The organism is Mesorhizobium sp. M00.F.Ca.ET.216.01.1.1, from assembly GCF_004010325.2.
In the GTDB taxonomy this organism is placed as follows: domain Bacteria; phylum Pseudomonadota; class Alphaproteobacteria; order Rhizobiales; family Rhizobiaceae; genus Mesorhizobium.
In genome coordinates this window covers 47586-63985 of record NZ_SADR02000002.1, presented here as the reverse complement: position 1 = coordinate 63985, position 16400 = coordinate 47586, and the positions used below count along the sequence as shown (strand labels likewise).

The 16400-nt window shown below is 62.9% G+C and carries 17 protein-coding genes; 12 read left to right on the top strand and 5 right to left on the bottom strand.

Features of this window, described 5'->3' with window-relative positions:
- Window positions 1-41: 41 nt before the first annotated feature.
- Window positions 42-482, bottom strand: a complete 441-nt coding sequence (locus EN859_RS03140) for a cupin domain-containing protein (RefSeq protein ID WP_127851799.1) — start codon at window positions 480-482, stop codon at window positions 42-44.
- Between the two features lie 159 nt (window positions 483-641).
- On the opposite strand from EN859_RS03140, the gene EN859_RS03135 reads away from it, so the two are divergent.
- The 3 genes from EN859_RS03135 to EN859_RS03125 all read left to right on the top strand — a co-directional run bounded on the left by EN859_RS03135 (window position 642) and on the right by EN859_RS03125 (window position 5085).
- Complete coding sequence (locus EN859_RS03135; RefSeq protein WP_127851487.1) at window positions 642-2165, top strand: winged helix-turn-helix domain-containing protein; 1524 nt, start codon at window positions 642-644, stop codon at window positions 2163-2165.
- 200 nt (window positions 2166-2365) lie between these two features.
- A complete protein-coding gene (locus tag EN859_RS03130) occupies window positions 2366-3262 on the top strand; it encodes an aminoglycoside phosphotransferase family protein (RefSeq protein ID WP_127851486.1) in 897 nt (298 codons plus the stop codon).
- Between the two features lie 605 nt (window positions 3263-3867).
- On the top strand, window positions 3868-5085 hold the full coding sequence (locus EN859_RS03125; protein WP_189501656.1) for a porin: 1218 nt from the start codon (window positions 3868-3870) through the stop codon (window positions 5083-5085).
- Window positions 5086-5280: 195 nt separating this feature from the next.
- Here EN859_RS03125 and EN859_RS03120 read toward each other — a convergent pair whose 3' ends face one another.
- Both EN859_RS03120 and EN859_RS03115 read right to left on the bottom strand, forming a co-directional pair.
- Window positions 5281-5946 carry a hypothetical protein gene (locus EN859_RS03120; RefSeq protein ID WP_127851484.1) on the bottom strand — a complete coding sequence of 222 codons (666 nt, stop codon included), beginning with the start codon at window positions 5944-5946 and terminating at the stop codon, window positions 5281-5283.
- 24 nt (window positions 5947-5970) lie between these two features.
- Window positions 5971-7371 (bottom strand): selenium-binding protein SBP56-related protein, encoded by a 1401-nt coding sequence (locus EN859_RS03115; RefSeq protein ID WP_127851483.1) that lies wholly within the window; start codon window positions 7369-7371, stop codon window positions 5971-5973.
- Between the two features lie 600 nt (window positions 7372-7971).
- On the opposite strand from EN859_RS03115, the gene EN859_RS03110 reads away from it, so the two are divergent.
- Genes EN859_RS03110 through arsC form a run of 4 tightly spaced genes read left to right on the top strand, consistent with a single transcriptional unit; the run spans window position 7972 to window position 9939 of the window.
- Window positions 7972-8304, top strand: coding sequence for a metalloregulator ArsR/SmtB family transcription factor (locus tag EN859_RS03110; RefSeq protein ID WP_127851482.1), 333 nt, complete (start codon window positions 7972-7974; stop codon window positions 8302-8304).
- 23 nt (window positions 8305-8327) lie between these two features.
- The gene (locus EN859_RS03105) at window positions 8328-8837 is read left to right on the top strand and encodes an arsenate reductase ArsC (protein WP_127851481.1); all 510 of its coding nucleotides are present in this window, start codon (window positions 8328-8330) and stop codon (window positions 8835-8837) included.
- Between the two features lie 5 nt (window positions 8838-8842).
- The gene (locus EN859_RS03100; RefSeq protein WP_127851480.1) at window positions 8843-9520 is read left to right on the top strand and encodes an MIP/aquaporin family protein; all 678 of its coding nucleotides are present in this window, start codon (window positions 8843-8845) and stop codon (window positions 9518-9520) included.
- Window positions 9517-9939: an arsenate reductase (glutaredoxin) gene (arsC, locus tag EN859_RS03095; protein ID WP_127851479.1), complete on the top strand. Its 423-nt coding sequence runs from the start codon at window positions 9517-9519 to the stop codon at window positions 9937-9939. The genes EN859_RS03100 and arsC overlap by 4 nt, the downstream gene beginning before the upstream one ends.
- Before the next feature lie 24 nt (window positions 9940-9963).
- Here arsC and EN859_RS03090 read toward each other — a convergent pair whose 3' ends face one another.
- Window positions 9964-10524: a DUF2306 domain-containing protein gene (locus EN859_RS03090; protein ID WP_189501655.1), complete on the bottom strand. Its 561-nt coding sequence runs from the start codon at window positions 10522-10524 to the stop codon at window positions 9964-9966.
- A gap of 152 nt (window positions 10525-10676) precedes the next feature.
- Here EN859_RS03090 and EN859_RS03085 point away from each other — a divergent pair, with 152 nt between their 5' ends.
- From EN859_RS03085 to EN859_RS03065, 5 genes are all read left to right on the top strand, one after another.
- Window positions 10677-10997, top strand: a complete 321-nt coding sequence (locus EN859_RS03085) for a metalloregulator ArsR/SmtB family transcription factor (RefSeq protein WP_127851478.1) — start codon at window positions 10677-10679, stop codon at window positions 10995-10997.
- A gap of 54 nt (window positions 10998-11051) precedes the next feature.
- Complete coding sequence (locus EN859_RS03080; RefSeq protein WP_127851477.1) at window positions 11052-12449, top strand: FAD-dependent oxidoreductase; 1398 nt, start codon at window positions 11052-11054, stop codon at window positions 12447-12449.
- Between the two features lie 17 nt (window positions 12450-12466).
- Window positions 12467-13669, top strand: a complete 1203-nt coding sequence (locus EN859_RS03075; protein WP_127851798.1) for an MFS transporter — start codon at window positions 12467-12469, stop codon at window positions 13667-13669.
- Window positions 13670-13978: 309 nt separating this feature from the next.
- Window positions 13979-14590, top strand: a complete 612-nt coding sequence (locus EN859_RS03070; protein ID WP_127851476.1) for a hypothetical protein — start codon at window positions 13979-13981, stop codon at window positions 14588-14590.
- Entirely contained in the window at window positions 14587-15435 is an 849-nt protein-coding gene (locus EN859_RS03065; protein WP_127851475.1) for a 23S rRNA (adenine(2030)-N(6))-methyltransferase RlmJ, read from the top strand. Before EN859_RS03070 ends, EN859_RS03065 begins: the two co-directional genes overlap by 4 nt.
- Window positions 15436-15506: 71 nt before the next feature.
- Here the strand turns inward: EN859_RS03065 and EN859_RS03060 are convergent, their stop codons facing one another.
- On the bottom strand, window positions 15507-16280 hold the full coding sequence (locus EN859_RS03060) for a helix-turn-helix domain-containing protein (RefSeq protein ID WP_127851474.1): 774 nt from the start codon (window positions 16278-16280) through the stop codon (window positions 15507-15509).
- Window positions 16281-16400 lie beyond the last annotated feature (120 nt).

Here is a 16400-nt window from a genome sequence, read left to right as displayed (position 1 = left end):
TGTTGCGTCGATCAAGCGGGCTGGCGCCGGCGCGGCCAAAATCATGGCACCCGGTTGTCCATCTCCGGGAACAGAACGACGCTTTCCTGTGCAGTCGGTTCGTTGCGGGCGCCGATGAAGACGGCCGGCTGGCTTGCCCGGTTCACGGCAACGTGGAGCACATTGGCCGGAATATAGAGGTAGTCGCCAGGATGGACGACGTCGCGAAACTGGAGTTCGTCGCCGCTCCACATTTCCAACTCGTCGCCGCTCAGCATATAAAATGCTGTTTCGTGACGCGCGTGGACGTGGGCCTTGGTACGCTTCCCCGGCGGGATTGAGGCGACGCCAAGCCAAAGCGCCTTGGCTCCGACCGTCTCAGAACTGATGCCCGGCAGATAGTCCGATCCCTGTTCGGCCCGGTAAGCCTCGCCACCCCTGACGACCACAGCCTTTCCGTCGCTGGACCCAGCATTGTCCGCTGCGGCCGGTAGCTTCAACATCGTCATTTCGACCTCCATTTGTGTTAGTCTGTGCGAAGATGACCAGAATGGCCGCGCGTCCAGCCCAAGTCCTTAAAGGGGAGGCGAAAAGTTCCGAATTCTTCCGAAGCCGGGAAGCGAGATACTTCAGCACCGCGATGCTTCGCGTTCGGCCCGTTCGTGTTCGATGTGCCGCGCAGGGCCCTTGTTCGCGAGGGCAGGCCAGTAGCGGTCGGGCAAAAGGGTTTGGCGTTGCTTCAGGCCCTGCTGGAGGCACCGACGCAGGTGCTGAGCAAGACGATGCTCATGGAAGCGGCATGGTCCGATACGGTTGTCGAGGAGAGCAATCTCTCGGTGCAGATTGCGGCACTGCGCAAGCTGCTCGGCCCACAGCCGGACGGCAGCCAGTGGATCGCGACGGTCCCCCGCACCGGATATCGTTTCGCCGGCAGCGTCCGCGTACTGAATGCCGTTGCAGACGGCGCGCTGCCAAGCCCCGGCCAGCCGGCGAGCCTCCCCGAAAGACCGTCGATTGCGGTCCTGCCGTTCGCCAATGTCGGCGACGACAAGCAACAGGCCTATCTGGCCGACGGCATCACCGAGGACATCATCACAGCGCTGACGAGGTTCCGGTGGTTCCGGGTGATTGGGCACGGTTCCAGCTTCGTCTACAAGGACAAATCGGTCGACTCCAAACAGGTGGCCCGCGAGCTTGGCGTCCGCTATGTGCTGGAAGGCAGCGTGCGCCGATCCGGCCAGCACATCCGGGTCTCGGCGCAACTGGTCGATGCCGCCTCGGCCAACCAGATCTGGGCCGAGCGATACGAGATGGAGATTACTGAGGTATTCGCCGTCCAGGACGCCATAGCCGAGCGGGTGGCAGGAGCGATCGAGCCCGAACTGCTCAGGACGGAGTCACTTCCAGCCACTGCACGCAGCAGTGGAAACGCGACGGCCTGGGACCTGGTGCGGCAAGGTACCTGGCATTTTCACCATGTCGGCCGGCAGACTCACTTGCGCGCCCGCGGGCTGTTTCGCGAGGCGTGCCGGCTTGATCCTGAACTCGCGGAAGCCCATCTCTGGCTCGGCCGCGTCAGCGCCGGCATCGTCGCTTACGGCTGGAGCGACAAACCGGCACAGGATATCCGGGAAGGCCTGGACGCGGCCTTGAAGGCGGTTCGGCTCGACGAGAAGAACCCCTATTCGCATTACGCACTGGCCATTTGCAGCACCTACGCCAATGCGCCGGAACAGGCCGTCCTTGCCGCGGAAACGGCGATCGAGATCAGCCCAAGTTTCGCCCTTGGCCATCTGGCGATGGGAATGGGGCAGCTCTTCCGCGGCAGCGCATCCGAAGCGATAGCGCCGCTCGAACACGGTCTTTTGCTGAACCCGCACGATCCGCAGAATTTCGTATGGTTCAATATTCTGGCACTCGCTTACCTGTTTGCAGGGCAGGCAAACGAGGCGCTTGCCGCGGCCATCAAGGCGCGCAAGGTCGGTCCCGCGTGGCGGCCTATCTATGAAACACTCGCCTGCTGCTACGTCTCGCTCGGCCGCCTGCCGGAAGCCGGATCGTGCGTTGAGCTGATGCGCGAGATAGAAAATCCTTCAGGCGATGCCTTGGGACCGCTCAGACTGCGCAATCCGCATTGGGCGGACGAGATGGCGCACCTGCTGAGGAAAGCTGGTTGGCAGCGGTAAGGCTGCAGGCCTTGGATCATCGTCCGTGTCTTGGACGAAGTGGGGGCAATTACCAACTGCCCATGTCCCGAACACATGTCGCCGCGGCCGCAAGAGGGGTGGGCATCTGTTGCCTCCCCGCCGTTGTCATGCCAGGGCAGAGCAGGACGCGGTCCCGCCGGCATCGAAGATTATCATTGAAGAGCAGGCACAGAGGTGAAATGGAACCCGCACTATCGATAGATTCCGGACTTGTCCGCCGGCTGGTTGCCGCTCAGTTTCCCGAGTGGGCGGGCCTGCCGGTGATACCGGTCGAGCCGGGCGGCTGGGACAACCGCACCTTCCGGCTGGGCGATGACATGTCGGTGCGCCTGCCGAGTGCGGCAGCCTACGTTGCCCAGGTCGAGAAAGAGCATCGCTGGCTGCCCCGGCTTGCGCCGCTGTTGCCGCTGCCGATACCCGTGCCGCTGGCCAAAGGCGCGCCCGCGCAAGGCTATTCCTGGCCCTGGTCCGTCTATCGCTGGCTTCGCGGCACGCCGGCTACGGCCGACCTGATTGCCGACCCCACCCGGTTCGCCCGCTCGCTGGCCGGTTTTCTTGTTGCCCTCTACCGCGTCGACGCTACCGGCGGCCCGCCGGCGGGCCAGCATAACTTCCATCGCGGTGGCCAGCTTTCGGTCTACGACGCCGAGACCCGCGCAGCACTTTCGGCGCTCGCGGGCCGCATCGACACCGCTGCCGCCAAGGTGCTGTGGGCTGCAGCACTTGGCTCTGAGTGGCAGCGCCCTCCGGTCTGGGTCCATGGCGACGTCGCCTGGGGCAATCTGCTCGTTGAGGACGGCAAGCTCTGCGGCATCATCGATTTCGGCAGTTCGGCCGTCGGCGATCCCGCCTGCGACCTGGTGATCGCTTGGACAGGATTTTCCGGCGAGAGCCGCCAGGCGTTCCGCGATGCGCTTCCCCTTGACGAGCAAACCTGGGCTCGCGGCCGCGGCTGGGCGCTGTGGAAAGCCCTGATCACCGCTTCTGGATATGACGGCAACCAGCGCGAGGCGGAACGATCCTGGCGGGTCATCGACGAGGTGCTGGCAGACCACCGGCGGGTTTTGGGCGCGTAGGCCGGCTTTGGGTGGACTGTTGCCATTCGTCTCGTCGATCGGAACGAGCAGGTAGCGCCATTTCAGGCCGCTGGCGCCGTTGGATCAGGATGGCCACTCCGCATCAAAAGCGCACGTACCGATTTACCAGTTGCTCCGCATTTCGCGTTCAAATGCACAGCTTTTGGCCTCCTGCCGTTCTCTTCGGGGATGGCCGGGGAGGTTTTTCAGGCAAAGATGACTTCGGCGAACTCTCATCAGTTGGTGGCTCTGTGGCCGATGCGTCACACAGCAAGACGCAATGCCGGTTCGGGTCAAAAAACAATTGATTGGTACGCAATGATAATTCACCTTCATAACAAGGTGGGCTTGGCTGGATGATGCAGAGGGGGACCTCTGAATGCGCCTGAGCCATTTTGTCCGTGACGGTTTGGCAAGTAGGGCACTTGGATTTGCTCTCATTCCGTCATTGACGTGCCAGAAGTGCTGGCCGCCTGCCGTCGACACCAACAACAGCTTCCGATCTTCTACATCTTCTGACGTGACACTGCCGTCGCCTCGATGCGCCGGCGGCCATCGAGAGTAGCGAGATGCGCGCAATATCCTTTGTTTCGACGATAGTGGCGATGGTAGCGGAGGTCGCGACGGCGGAGGCCGGGGGCTTTGCGGTCCGCGAGCAATCCGCCTACGGACAGGGCTCGAGCTTTGCCGGCATGGCAGCGCCGGGCGATTCGATCAGCTCGATGTTCTGGAATCCGGCGGCGGTGACCACGGTGACCAGTACGACCATCGAGGGCAATCTGACAGCCATTTTCCCGCGCTCGGAGCTTGATGTCGACCCCACGCGTTCAACGCTTACGGCGTTGGGCATTACAGGCAATGGCGGCAACGTTGGCGAGACCAGCATCGTGCCGGCGGGCTATTTTGCAGTGCCGGTCACCGACGAGTTCTATATCGGCTTGAGCGTCACCGCGCCCTATGGCCTCGCTACGACTTCGCACGCGCCATGGGTCGGAATGTTCAGCCATCTCGACGCGAAGGTGGTCTCGATCAACGCGACTCCGGTGCTCGGCTTCAAGCTCAATGACATGATCAGCGTCGGCATCGGCATGCAGATCGAGTATTTCGACGTCGACATCGAAACGGCGCTCGCACCGACCGCCACGCCGCCACGGCAACGGCTTAAGGGCGATGACGTCAATGCCGGTTTCGTTGCCGGCGTGACGTTGACGCCGTTCGACGGTACTACCATCGGCATCGGCTACCGTTCGATGGTCAAGCATTCGCTGAACGGCAGCCAGTCCTTCGGCATCCCCGTCGTTACGCCGATCGGCACGATATCCGCGGGAACCTATCCGGTCTCCGCCGACATCACGCTACCTGAAACCGTCTCGATCGGCGTGCGTCAGCGCATCAACGACGCTTTCACGGTCATGGCCGGCATGGAGTGGGCCAATTGGAGCCGCATTCAGACCGTGCCGTTCGGCGGTTCGCCGGCCCGCACGAGCTTGGCACTCGATTTCGACGATGGATGGTTCTTCTCGCTCGGTGGCGAGTACAAATACGATCCCAATTGGACGTTCCGGGCCGGTCTCGGCTATGAGATCGCACCAACCACGGACGAGCACCGCTCCATGCGCCTGCCGGACGCAGATCGCGTCTGGGCCAGCATTGGCGCGAGCTACAACTGGAACGAGCGGCTTTCGATCGACGCCGCCTATGCACACCTCTTCGTAGACGATGCGCCGGTCGACGAGACGACGGCAAACATTCGTTATGCCGGTACGGCCGAGGGCCGCGTCGACATCATCTCGCTCGGCGTGCGTTACAAATTCGGCGGATAGGACAATGGGCTGAGAGCGTCGCCGAGGATTTTCAGCCGAAAGAGTTACCAGGCTCCCGGTAGATCGAAGGCGCGGGCCGGTTAGTGGGCGCAGTCGCGCCAGGGTTTGCCGTTAGGTTGGCGCCGGCCAATGACTCGATCCGGCCCTTTCCAGACATTCGCAGAAAGGGAAAATTCCTTTGCCAATGCATATAACTTACCGTGCGAATGCGATACTCGCGATCCCAATTGCCCCCACCAGGATCAGGCTCACGGCCCATACAATGTCGAGATTGAACCAGCTTTGTGAGATGAATTTGGGTCCTAGCCATCGATAGACGACAATGGCGATAACGCCGCCGCTTACAATCATGGCGGCCGTATGGACCGCGGAGACGGCGTTGGCGGTGATCAGATTGCCGGTCATGAGCGTGGCCGCCGCTTGGTGTCCAACATCCAATTCCCCGGCCTGGCACAGGCCCAGATAAATCGGCACCAGCATCAGCCCGGCGCCATGCGCGGTAGCGGCCGCGAAGGACCACAAGGCCAGTTGCGCCGGCGGGATACGGGCAAGGATTCGCGGGTGGCGCCGGTTGATCAGGAGATAGATCCCGGCTGCGATCACGATCAATCCCGCCGTGATGCGGATCTGTCGTTCCCAGAAAATCAGTGTCAGCATCGCGCCGAAGGGCAGCAGGATACCGATCATCGCCACAAAGTGGCCAATTGCCAAAAGGCCAAGCGCCCGGAACAATTCGCCGGCACGTCTGTCCAACAGTCCGGCCGAGACGGCCAACGGCCAGCCCATGCCGGGATTGACGCCGTGATAAATTCCGCTGGCGATGACGGCCAGCCAGAGACCGGCCGTCGTCCACTCGTTCATCGCTTCATTGACCCGAGCAGTCGGTTACACCGACGGATAGCAAAATGAATCCGTCGAGCAATCGCCGCCTTCCAGGCGAATCTGGTGCGAGCGATACCCCTCGGGGAACTTCACATAAAAGTCCTTGTCCAGGCTGATCCCACCGTTCTCTCCAACGTTGGCCTTGACCATGGCTGCCGGGATACCGTCGGGATAGAACTGGTCGTCCCAGGTCGAATACAGGGAGTTGGTCCAGTAAACGCGTTTGCCGTCGCGGCTGATCTCGACCATCTGCGGTCCGCCCCTGTAGTCGCCGCCGCCGGGATGCTTGGTCTTGCCCGTGATGCCGCCAATATGGACGGACCCTGCAAGCCTAGGCTTCATCGGGTCGGTTACATCGTATTGGCGCATCTCTCCGGTGCCCCAGCAGGATACGTAGAGGAAGCGGTCATCGAGCGACAGGTCTATGTCGGTTACCAGCGGCGGGACGGCCTCGAAGCCCTGCAAAAGCGGCGGCAGGTCATCTTTCGCAGCTGCCTCTGGCGGGATAGTCGCTGTCTTTTCGCAATGGAATTTGCCGTCCTCGCGCCACCATGTCCAGATCGATCCCTCAAGGTTTGTCGTGTCAACGACCACTCCAAGGAAACCGTATTCCTTTACCGGGTCATGGGCGGGCCGGACTTCCAGTGCCATCTGGTGATTGGCTCCCAGATCAATGGTCTGCACGTTCCTGCGTTCGCGCAAATCCCAGAAATGCACCCGGTGTCCGTATTTGTTCGACAGGAGATCTTCCGGGACGATGCCCTTCTCGAACTGGGGCGGAAGTGCCCACTCGCTCGACACCATGTAGTCGCGCGGCAGATTCCACCAGAAATCATACTGCTTGTCCTGTTGCCCGCGACCGATCTCATAGCGCCCTATGACATCGAACGTCTCGCAATCCATGACAAAGATGCCGGGAGGTCCGTCGGTTCCGTCAGGGCCACCGCCCCCAAGCGTCGAGACATAAATACCTTCCGGACCGCAGTGAATCGTGTGAGGCCTAGAATAGCCCGTCTTGGCAAACACTTCTTCTGGCTCGATGACCTTGTGGATCTTGGCTTTGGTCGGTCCGCCCTTGGTGTCTATAACGTAGATGCGCGAGGATCGAATACCTGGAATGATCAGAAAGCGGCGCTCGAGAAACGGGTGACCGTTCAGCGGCGAAAGGGCCGAAGAGCACGCGTTCCAGCCGAAATGGTGAAACTCGTCGCCCTTGTTCGGCATGATCACGCTATGGACGACCTTGCCGTAGTCCTTCGACTTCGAGTTTACGTCAACTATTGCTAGTCCATCAGGCTGAGAGAAGTCGGGACTCAACATCAAAGTGTAGGCAAAATTTTCGACTGGCGCCTGCATTGCGAGTTTGGCAGTCGCGTGGAAAGTCCGGTCTGGCCGTACAGTCATTGTCGTCCTCCCTTGGCGGGTTAAGCAGCCCGACCGACAATCAGGGGCACGACCTGTGATGCGCTTGGATGCCCGCCGAAAACGTTGGGGCGCTTTGTTGTTCGCACGCTATTTTCGTGCGACTTTTTGAAGAATCTCACGGATTTTGGAGAACTGCAATCTCGACTTGTTTCACCGCGAGGCCTCTGTGAGCGACGAGCGCCACCAGACTGGATAGACAGCCGTGGCAATATCAAGATTAGTGGGCAACGCACGGTCAAACTTCGCTATGTCGGAATGTCTGGATCTGGCTCAACCACGGCACGCGAAGGGCAAAGTTCCATCCGAAGGCGCCCCACATCCGGATGATCAGGACGGACCGCTTCGGGTCATGGGCGTGAATTCGACCGGGGGCGAACGAGTCAGCTCAGGGGTCGAAAGCGGACGCTAGATCCCGCTGATGGTGCTTAGCAGAGCTGATCGAACGCAGGAAGTGACAACATGCAGGCCCTGCGCGGGCGCTTTCTACACAGCCTGAGGCATTAGCTGATATCTCTCGCGCGCCGTCATCCAACTGTCACATCGCGACGATAACATCCTCAATTCCGGATTTATGGATATATGGACAAGACAACAGCCCTTCGCGCGCTTGCGGCACTCGGCCAGGACACCAGGCTGGAGGTTTTCCGGCTGCTGGTGCGCACCGGGGCAGCCGGGCTGCCGGCCGGCGAGATCGCCTCGCGGCTGGGCATCATCCAGAACACCATGTCAGCGCACCTGAAAGTTCTAGACCATGCCGGGCTGGTCCGCGCCGAGCGCGAAGGGCGCAGCATCCGCTACGTCGCCGACATGACCGGTTTTCGCGACTTGCTCGCTTATCTCATGGAGGATTGCTGCAACGGCGCGCCGGAGCTTTGCCAGCCGGTCATCCAGGCTGTGACCTGCAACTGTTAAGGCAAGTGTTAAGGGAGGAAGCCATGAGCGATCAGATCTACAATGTCTTGTTTTTGTGCACCGGCAATTCGGCGCGGTCGATCCTCGCTGAAGCGATTCTGAACCGTCTCGGCGCCGGCAAGTTCAGGGCTTTTTCGGCCGGGTCGCAGCCGAAGGAAGAGGTCCATCCCTTTGCGCTTCAGCTTCTGAAGACCCTCAACCACGACACGTCCTTTGCCCGCTCGAAGAGCTGGGAAGAGTTTGCGGTACCGGGCGCGCCGGAGATCAATTTCGTATTCACCGTCTGCGACAATGCCGCCAACGAATCCTGTCCGATCTGGCCGGGACAGCCGATGACGGCGCATTGGGGCGTGCCCGACCCCGCTGCCGTCGAAGGCACCGATGCTGAAAAGCATCTGGCTTTTGCCGAGGCCTACCGCATGCTCAACAACCGGATCTCGATCTTCGTCAGCCTGCCGATGGACATGGTCGACAGGCTCGCTTTGCAGCAGCGGCTGGACGAGATCGGCCGCAACCTTCCCAAGGCCGGCTGAGCAACATGAAATTTGACTTGTCCCGCCGCCTCGTCGCCGAAGCGCTCGGCACCGCCATCCTGGTTGCCGCCGTCGTCGGCTCGGGCATCATGGCCGACCGGCTGACCGACGATGTGGCGCTGGCCCTGCTCGGCAACACCGTTCCGACCGGAGCGATCCTGGTGGTGCTGATCACCACAATTGGCCCGATTTCCGGTGCCCACTTCAACCCGGCGGTGACGCTGGTGTTCGCGCTCCGACGTGAGACCGAAGCCAGTGCAGCATTGGCTTACGTTGTCGCCCAAATTGTGGGTGGCATCGCGGGAACGTTTCTGGCGCACGCTATGTTCGAACTGCCGATCCTTCAGATCTCCGAGAATGTGCGGACCGGAAACGGGCAGTGGATCGCGGAATTGGTGGCCGCCTTCGGCCTGGTCTTCACCATACTTGCCGGCCTGCGCTTTCGCGGTGACGCAATTCCCTGGCTGGTCGGGCTCTACATCACATCAGCCTACTGGTTCACCGCCTCGACCTCGTTTGCCAACCCAGCGGTCGCCATCGCGCGTGCCTTCTCCAACACCTTCGCCGGGATCCGACCGCTCGATGTCCCTGCCTTCATTATCGCCGAGCTTGTCGGAGCGCTGCTTGCCATGGCGCTGGCCGGCTGGCTGCTTGCCGAAACCAAAATGAGAGCTGCCGAATGACCATCACCATCTATCACAACCCCGATTGCGGCACCTCGCGCAACACGCTGGCCATCATCCGCCAGTCCGGCGAGGAGCCGGAAGTGATCGAATATCTGAAGAACCCGCCGTCACGCGAAAAGCTGGTCGAGCTGATCGCGGCGATGGGGATGACGCCACGCGAATTGCTGCGCGAAAAGGGAACGCCCTATGCCGAGCTCAACCTTGGCGATCCCAAATGGAGCGACGAAGAGATCATCGATTTCATGCTGGCGCATCCGATCCTGATCAACCGGCCGATCGTGGTGACGCCGCTTGGCACCATTCTGGCAAGGCCGTCGGAGGCGGTTCTCGATATCCTGCCCAACCCGGATATCGGCCCTTTCACCAAGGAGGACGGCGAGGTTGTGATCGATGCCGAGGGCAAGCGGGTCGTCTGAAATAATGCCGAACGGCGGTCGGGCTCAGTCTGAATTTGCGGACCTGACGATCGCCGCTCGTGAGCGATCGAAGTCCAGAACCAGCGGGTGCCGAAACAAGGCATAGAGGATTATCGGCATTCCGATCGCGCTGGGCAGAACCCAAAACGCAATATCCGGAAGCTCCTTCCAAAGGGGCAGGTTCTTGCCGTTATCGACGTAGAAGGCGGTAAGCATCACGATGTAGGATGTGCCCATGCCGGTGAGATGCAGCCTGGGCCATTGGCGCCAGCGCCGCCGGGCGGCAGTGCGTCCGAAACACGCGGACGTGAAAGAAACAGCCCCCAGCGTGAACAGGTGGTAGTTTTCCGCCCAACGCATGAGCGACAGAGCGCTCATGGTGACGAACACGCCGAACAGGCACCAGAAGTAAATGATCCCGAAATTCGAGTGCCGGCCCCGCCCCTTTTGAGTGAGCATCGCGACAGCGCCAGTGATCACGGCGGCAAGCCCGAACAGAACATGGACGCCGACAATAGCCAGAAAGACCGGATCGATGGACGGAATGGGGATGCCCAGGACGATGGTTGTGGTTTCGCTCTCCATGCTCACCTGCCGCCGAAACAGTGCGTAGGATTGGCGACCCTGTATCTGGCTCTATGGCGACGTTTATAGCATCCCCAAGCCAGCCATGCATATTTCCACATTGTTCGAAATTAGCTTGACGACACGGATGTAATTCGGTTATTCCTATTTCCATGAAACTCGAACAAGCAGCCAGACAGCTCGAAGCGCTCGGCAACCCGACGCGGCTGAACCTCTATCGCGTCCTGGTTAGGGCCGGCGATGCGGGCAGGCCGGTCGGCTATCTGCAGGAAAGCCTCGGCATCGCCGCCTCGACGCTGTCGCATCATCTGCACCGGCTCATCCTGACCGGCCTTGTCACCCAGGAGCGGCAGGCGACGACTCTGATCTGCCGCGCCAACTACCCCATCATGCAGGATCTGATCGGCTTCCTTGCCGACGAATGCTGCGCCGATGCCGGCTGCAATCCGGCTGAGGCGGAAGCGGCGGCGTAACCTCTCTTTTTTGCCTGATATTTCGATAATCCCGGAAGGATGGAAGATATGGAAATGACCACGCGAAACGATCTCCCTATCGCTGTCATCGGTGCCGGTCCGGTCGGCCTCGCGGCAGCGGTACATTTGCTTGAGCAGGGCCTGCCAGTGAAGCTCTACGAGGCCGGCAGCGCCGTTGCGTCCAGCCTCAGGGATTGGGGTCATGTCCGAATATTTACGCCCTGGCGTTACTGTGTCGACCAGGCGACGAGGAAGCTGCTTGAACGCCATGGCTGGCGGATGCCGGACCGCGAGGCGTTTCCCACCGCCGACGATCTCGTCGGTCGCTACCTCGAACCGCTTGCCAGGCTTCCGGAGCTTGCGCCGTCGATTGAAACCGGTGCCCGCGTCGTCGGCATCTCGCGCTGGGGTGCCGACAAGGTGCGGAGCAGGGGACGTGAGACGCGGCCGTTCATGCTCGTGGTCGAGACCGCCAATGGCACAAGGCGAGACAGCGCCCGCGCCGTCATCGATGCCTCGGGCACATGGCAGACGCCAAACCCGCTCGGCGCCGGCGGCATTGCCGCCGAAGGCGAAGCGGAATTTGCCGATCGCATTGCTTACGGCATCCCCGACATTCTCGGCCGCGATCGCAGCCTCTACGCCGGCCGCACGACGCTGGTCGCCGGTTCCGGCCATTCGGCGGCCAACGCCTTGCTCGATCTCGCCAGGCTGGCGGATATCGAGCCGGGCACGGATTTCATCTGGACGACGCGCGGCACCGATCTGGTGCGCATCTATGGCGGCGGTGACGCCGACCAGCTGCCGGCGCGCGGCGAGCTCGGCGCCGAGGTGCGCGAACTGACCGAAAGCGGGCGCGCCCCGCTGGTGACCGGCTTTGCCACCGTCGCCATCCGCGCGGCGCAAGAAGGTCGCCTGATCGTCGAGGGCGAGACCAAAGACGGTTTGCGCCAGATCGGTCCTGTCGACCGCATCATCGCGGCGACCGGACAGCGGCCCGATCTCACGCTGACCAGGGAGCTTCGGCTCGACCTCGATCCGTGGCTCGAAGGCGTCAAGGCGCTGGGGCCGCTCATCGATCCCAACGAGCATTCCTGCGGCGACGTGCCCCCGCATGGTCATCGCGAGCTCAGCCACCCCGAGCCGGGTTTCTACACGGTCGGCATCAAGAGCTATGGCCGCGCGCCGACCTTCCTGCTGCTGACCGGCTACGAGCAGGTCCGCTCGGTCGCGGCAGCACTTGCCGGCGACATCGTGTCCGCCGACGCCGTGCAACTGGTGCTGCCCGAAACCGGGGTCTGCACGGTGCCGGTTTCGATATCTGGGATTGGTACTGCCTCCAGAGGCTGCTGCGGCGGCCCGGCGGAGGCGGAGGTGGATGCCTGCTGCGTCGCCGACGCCGAGGCGAAGGCCGTCGGCAAGGGCGGTTGCGGCTGCGGTGTCGCCGCGTGAACTTGCTACCGCCTGCAATGGTTGGCGTGCGCAGCCGCGGCACGATCATCACCGTGCTTGGCCTGACGCAGATCATGGCATGGGGCTCCTCCTACTATCTGCCGGCGGTCATTGCGCCGGCGGTCGCTGCCGACACCGGCTGGCCGCTGGCATGGGTCGTCGGCGGCCTGTCGCTGGGGCTGCTTGTCGCCGGTCTGATCTCGCCGCGCGTCGGCTCGTCGATCGAACGGCGTGGCGGCCGCAACGCGCTTGCCTTCAGCGCAGTCTGCATCGGCGTCGGCCAGCTCGGCCTGGCGGCCGCGCCGAACCTTGCCGCGTATATCGCCGCCTGGCTGGTGGTCGGGTTGGGTATGGGGGCGGGGCTCTACGACGCTGCGTTCGCGACGCTGGGCCGCCGCTACGGCACGAGCGCGCGCTCCGCCATCACCACGCTGACCCTGTTTGGCGGCTTGGCCAGCACCATCTGCTGGCCGATTTCGGCCTTGCTGATGGGGGAACTCGGCTGGCGCGGCACCTGCCTGATCTACGCCGCCGTACAGCTGCTGCTCGCGCTTCCGCTCTATCTCCTCGTTGTTCCGCGCGAGATGCCGCGGAGCGCCAGGACCGAACCGAGACAAACAGCAAAAGCCGCTCCGGTGGGCAATTCGTCCTTGCCGATCATGATCTTGCTTGCCACCACCCTCACGCTTGCGGCGGTGATTTCCTCGACGCTGTCGGTGCATCTGCTGACGATCCTGCAGGCCAGCGGCCTGGCGCTCGCTGCTGCAGTGGGCCTTGGCGCCTTGGTTGGCCCCGCGCAGGTGGCGGCGCGCGCCATCGAGATGGTGATTGCGCGCTATCATCATCCGATCTGGACCAAATTCGCGTCGGTGAGTTTTGTTGCGATCGGCGTCTCGGCGCTATGGCTGGGCATGCCGGTCGTGCCGGTGGCGCTCGGCTTCTACGGCGCCGGCATCGGCCTCGAATCGATCGCCCGAGGAACGCTGCCGCTTGCTCTGTTCGGCTCGTCGGGTTACGCGAAGCTGATGGGCCGTCTCGCCATGCCGAGCCTGATCGCCCAAGCGGCAGCACCCTCCGTCGGCGCTTTGCTGATGGAGTGGACCGGAGCCCACGGCACGCTTGCCGTGCTTTCCGGCCTGGCCATGTTCAACGTCGGATTGGCGTGCAGCCTGGGCTGGCTGCTTATGCGCCGGCGGGGCGGCCTGTTGCAGCCGCAGTAGGGTTCTTGGGACGTCCTTACTTCGCCCCTTCTTGTGGGAGAGGTCGGATTGCCCCGATTTGTTCTTCACAAATCGGTTGGCAATCCCGGTGAGGGGTAAGCAGGCGCCAAGCTGGAACACCGCTCATCCGACCGAGCTTCGCTCGATCACCTTCTCCCACAACAAGGCGAGAAGGGAAGATGCGCCACAATCGACCTTCTTCTGGTTTTTCCAAGCCTTACGATGTAAAGCGGCGCCATGGACTCACTGATCAAGAAAAAGCGAACGCGCGGCCGACTGTCCCGGCACTAATGCAAGGTAGCTGTGCGGATGCGCTTGCTGTTTGTCCTGATCCTGCTCGCCGGCACCGGCATCGGCATCGTCTATCCCTGGGCGATGAGCAATTTCTCTGGCCATGAGATCGGCAGTTGGCGGGTCTACGAGCAGGGCCGCTTCAAGCCGGTGACGGTGCCGCTTGCCGGACGCGATGCGCCGGTGCGGGTGCTGGTCGACCTCACGGCAAATGCCGAGCGCATCGTCTCGCAGCAGCGCACCGTGCTGACGTTGACCGCCGCCAGCGGCGGCAGGACGGTGCTGGCTTCGACGCTGCAGTTCAACCATTCCGACAATCCGCGCCAGGTCAGCCCGCAACTGCCGGACAAGATCTTTCGCGACGAGGCCGGCCTGATCCCGACGGTCAGCCCCGGTCCCTATCTCTTCACCGTCGGCCTGGGCGACGCCGAGGGCATCGAGATGCGGGCGGTGGACCTGGTGCTGCGCGCCGGCGCCGGCGAGATCGATCGCCGCGCGCGGCCGGTCGGTTTCTCGCTGATGGCGGCGGGTCTGATCGGCCTGGTGATGGCGTTGCGTTTCGGCCGCCGCCGGCCGGAAAATCCGAACTCGCAGCCGCCACCGCCGCGCTGGGGCAGGGGCTCCAATTGAACTACCGCCACGCCTATCACGCCGGAAACTTCGCCGATGTCGTCAAGCATGTCGTGCTGAGCCGGCTCGTCGAATATCTGAAGCAGAAGGGCAAGGCGTTTCGCGTCATCGACACCCATGCCGGCATCGGCCGCTACGATCTGTCGTCGAGCGAAGCGCAGAAGACCGGCGAATGGCAAGGCGGCATCGGCCGGCTGATCGATGCCGAGCCGAGCGGCGCGGCGGCAGCGCTTCTCGCGCCCTATCTCGACGCGGTGCGGTCGCTCAATCCCGATGGCGCGGTGAAAAAATATCCGGGCTCGCCGCTGATCGCCAGGCATCTCCTGCGCAAGCAGGACCGGCTGTCGGCGATCGAACTGCACCCTCAGGATGTCGCCAAGCTGAAGGCGCTGTTTGCTAGCGATTTCCAGACCCGGGTGATCGAACTCGACGGCTGGCTGGCGCTCGGCGCGCATCTGCCGCCGAAGGAAAAGCGCGGCCTGGTGCTGGTTGATCCGCCGTTCGAGGAGGAGGGCGAGTTTGACCGCCTCGTCGAGGGGCTCCAGCGAGCCCACAAGCGCTGGCCGGGCGGCATCTACGCGCTGTGGTATCCGGTCAAGGACCGCAAGGCGGTTGCCGCTTTCCGCAAGGCGCTGAAGGAAACAGGCATTCCGAAGCTGCTCGACATCGGCTTCGAAATCAGGCCGCCCTCGGCCGACCCCAGCCTCGACGGCAGCGGCATGGTCGTGGCCAACCCGCCGTTCACGCTGGAAGGCGAATTGCGCACGCTGCTGCCGGCCTTGCACCGGCTGCTGGCGGTCGAAAAACCGGCGCATTGGACGCTGGACTGGCTGGCGGGGGAGTAGGCGTCCCCCGGCCGAAGCTCGGCCGATGAGCGAGGCCCCGAAAAGTCAGCACACCGGCGCCGGGTAGAATGCTAAGTCCGAGGCATGCCATCTGCCAGCGCGGACGGCGTGATGCCCGACAGCCGCCGGCTCTCGCGTATGAGATGGGCTTGATCCGAATAGCCAGCCTCAGCCGCAAGCACCGCGGTCGAGGCACCGCCGGACGCGCGCAGCAGGCGTCGGAAGCGGTGAAAGCGCAGGATGCGGTCGAGCGTCTTCGGTCCATATCCGAAACTTTCCTCGAAGCGGCGGCGCAAGGTCCTCTCGCTCATGTGCAGCGCGCGAAGAAGAAAGGGCACCAGAGGCGCACCGGCCGGCAAGCCTTGGTCGATGACGTCGTAGGCATTACCCATGATCGGGTCGAGCGCCTCACGCCCGGCCGCAGATTGGCCGATCGCGTCCTCCAGAGACCCCACCAAGGCGGCGAGGTCGGGGGCGGCGCGAACGCGGCCCGCTAGCTGTCGGGCCTTGGCTCCCCATAGCTCATCCAGATCGAGGCGTTGCCCCACGATCTCGCTCGCAGGCACGCCCAGCCAGGCGGCAGCCGCGCCTGGCCGAAACCGGAAGCCGACGACCAGGGCGCCGGAGGGCAAGGTCTCGATTTGCGGCTCCCGGTCCGGCCCCGCGACCCGGAACTGGCCGTCGATCCATTGCAGGTCGATCGTCGCATCCGGCGTTATGATGATAGGTGGCGCGTCCTGATCCTGCATGCGGTGGATCCAGACCGAGGCGAACGCGCCGGCCAGGCGCCGGTCAGCCGCGCGTTTATGGAAAAAGCCAGTGGTCTGCGCCAGTACCGCTTCCATCCCTTTGGCCTTCGTCAGCTTGCTCGGTCCGCTTTCTCTGTCGCCTTGGCATTTTGGCCGAAATCTTCAATGCACGCCGCTGTCGCCATGGCAAACCGGACGCAGTCGGCGCCGGTCGCG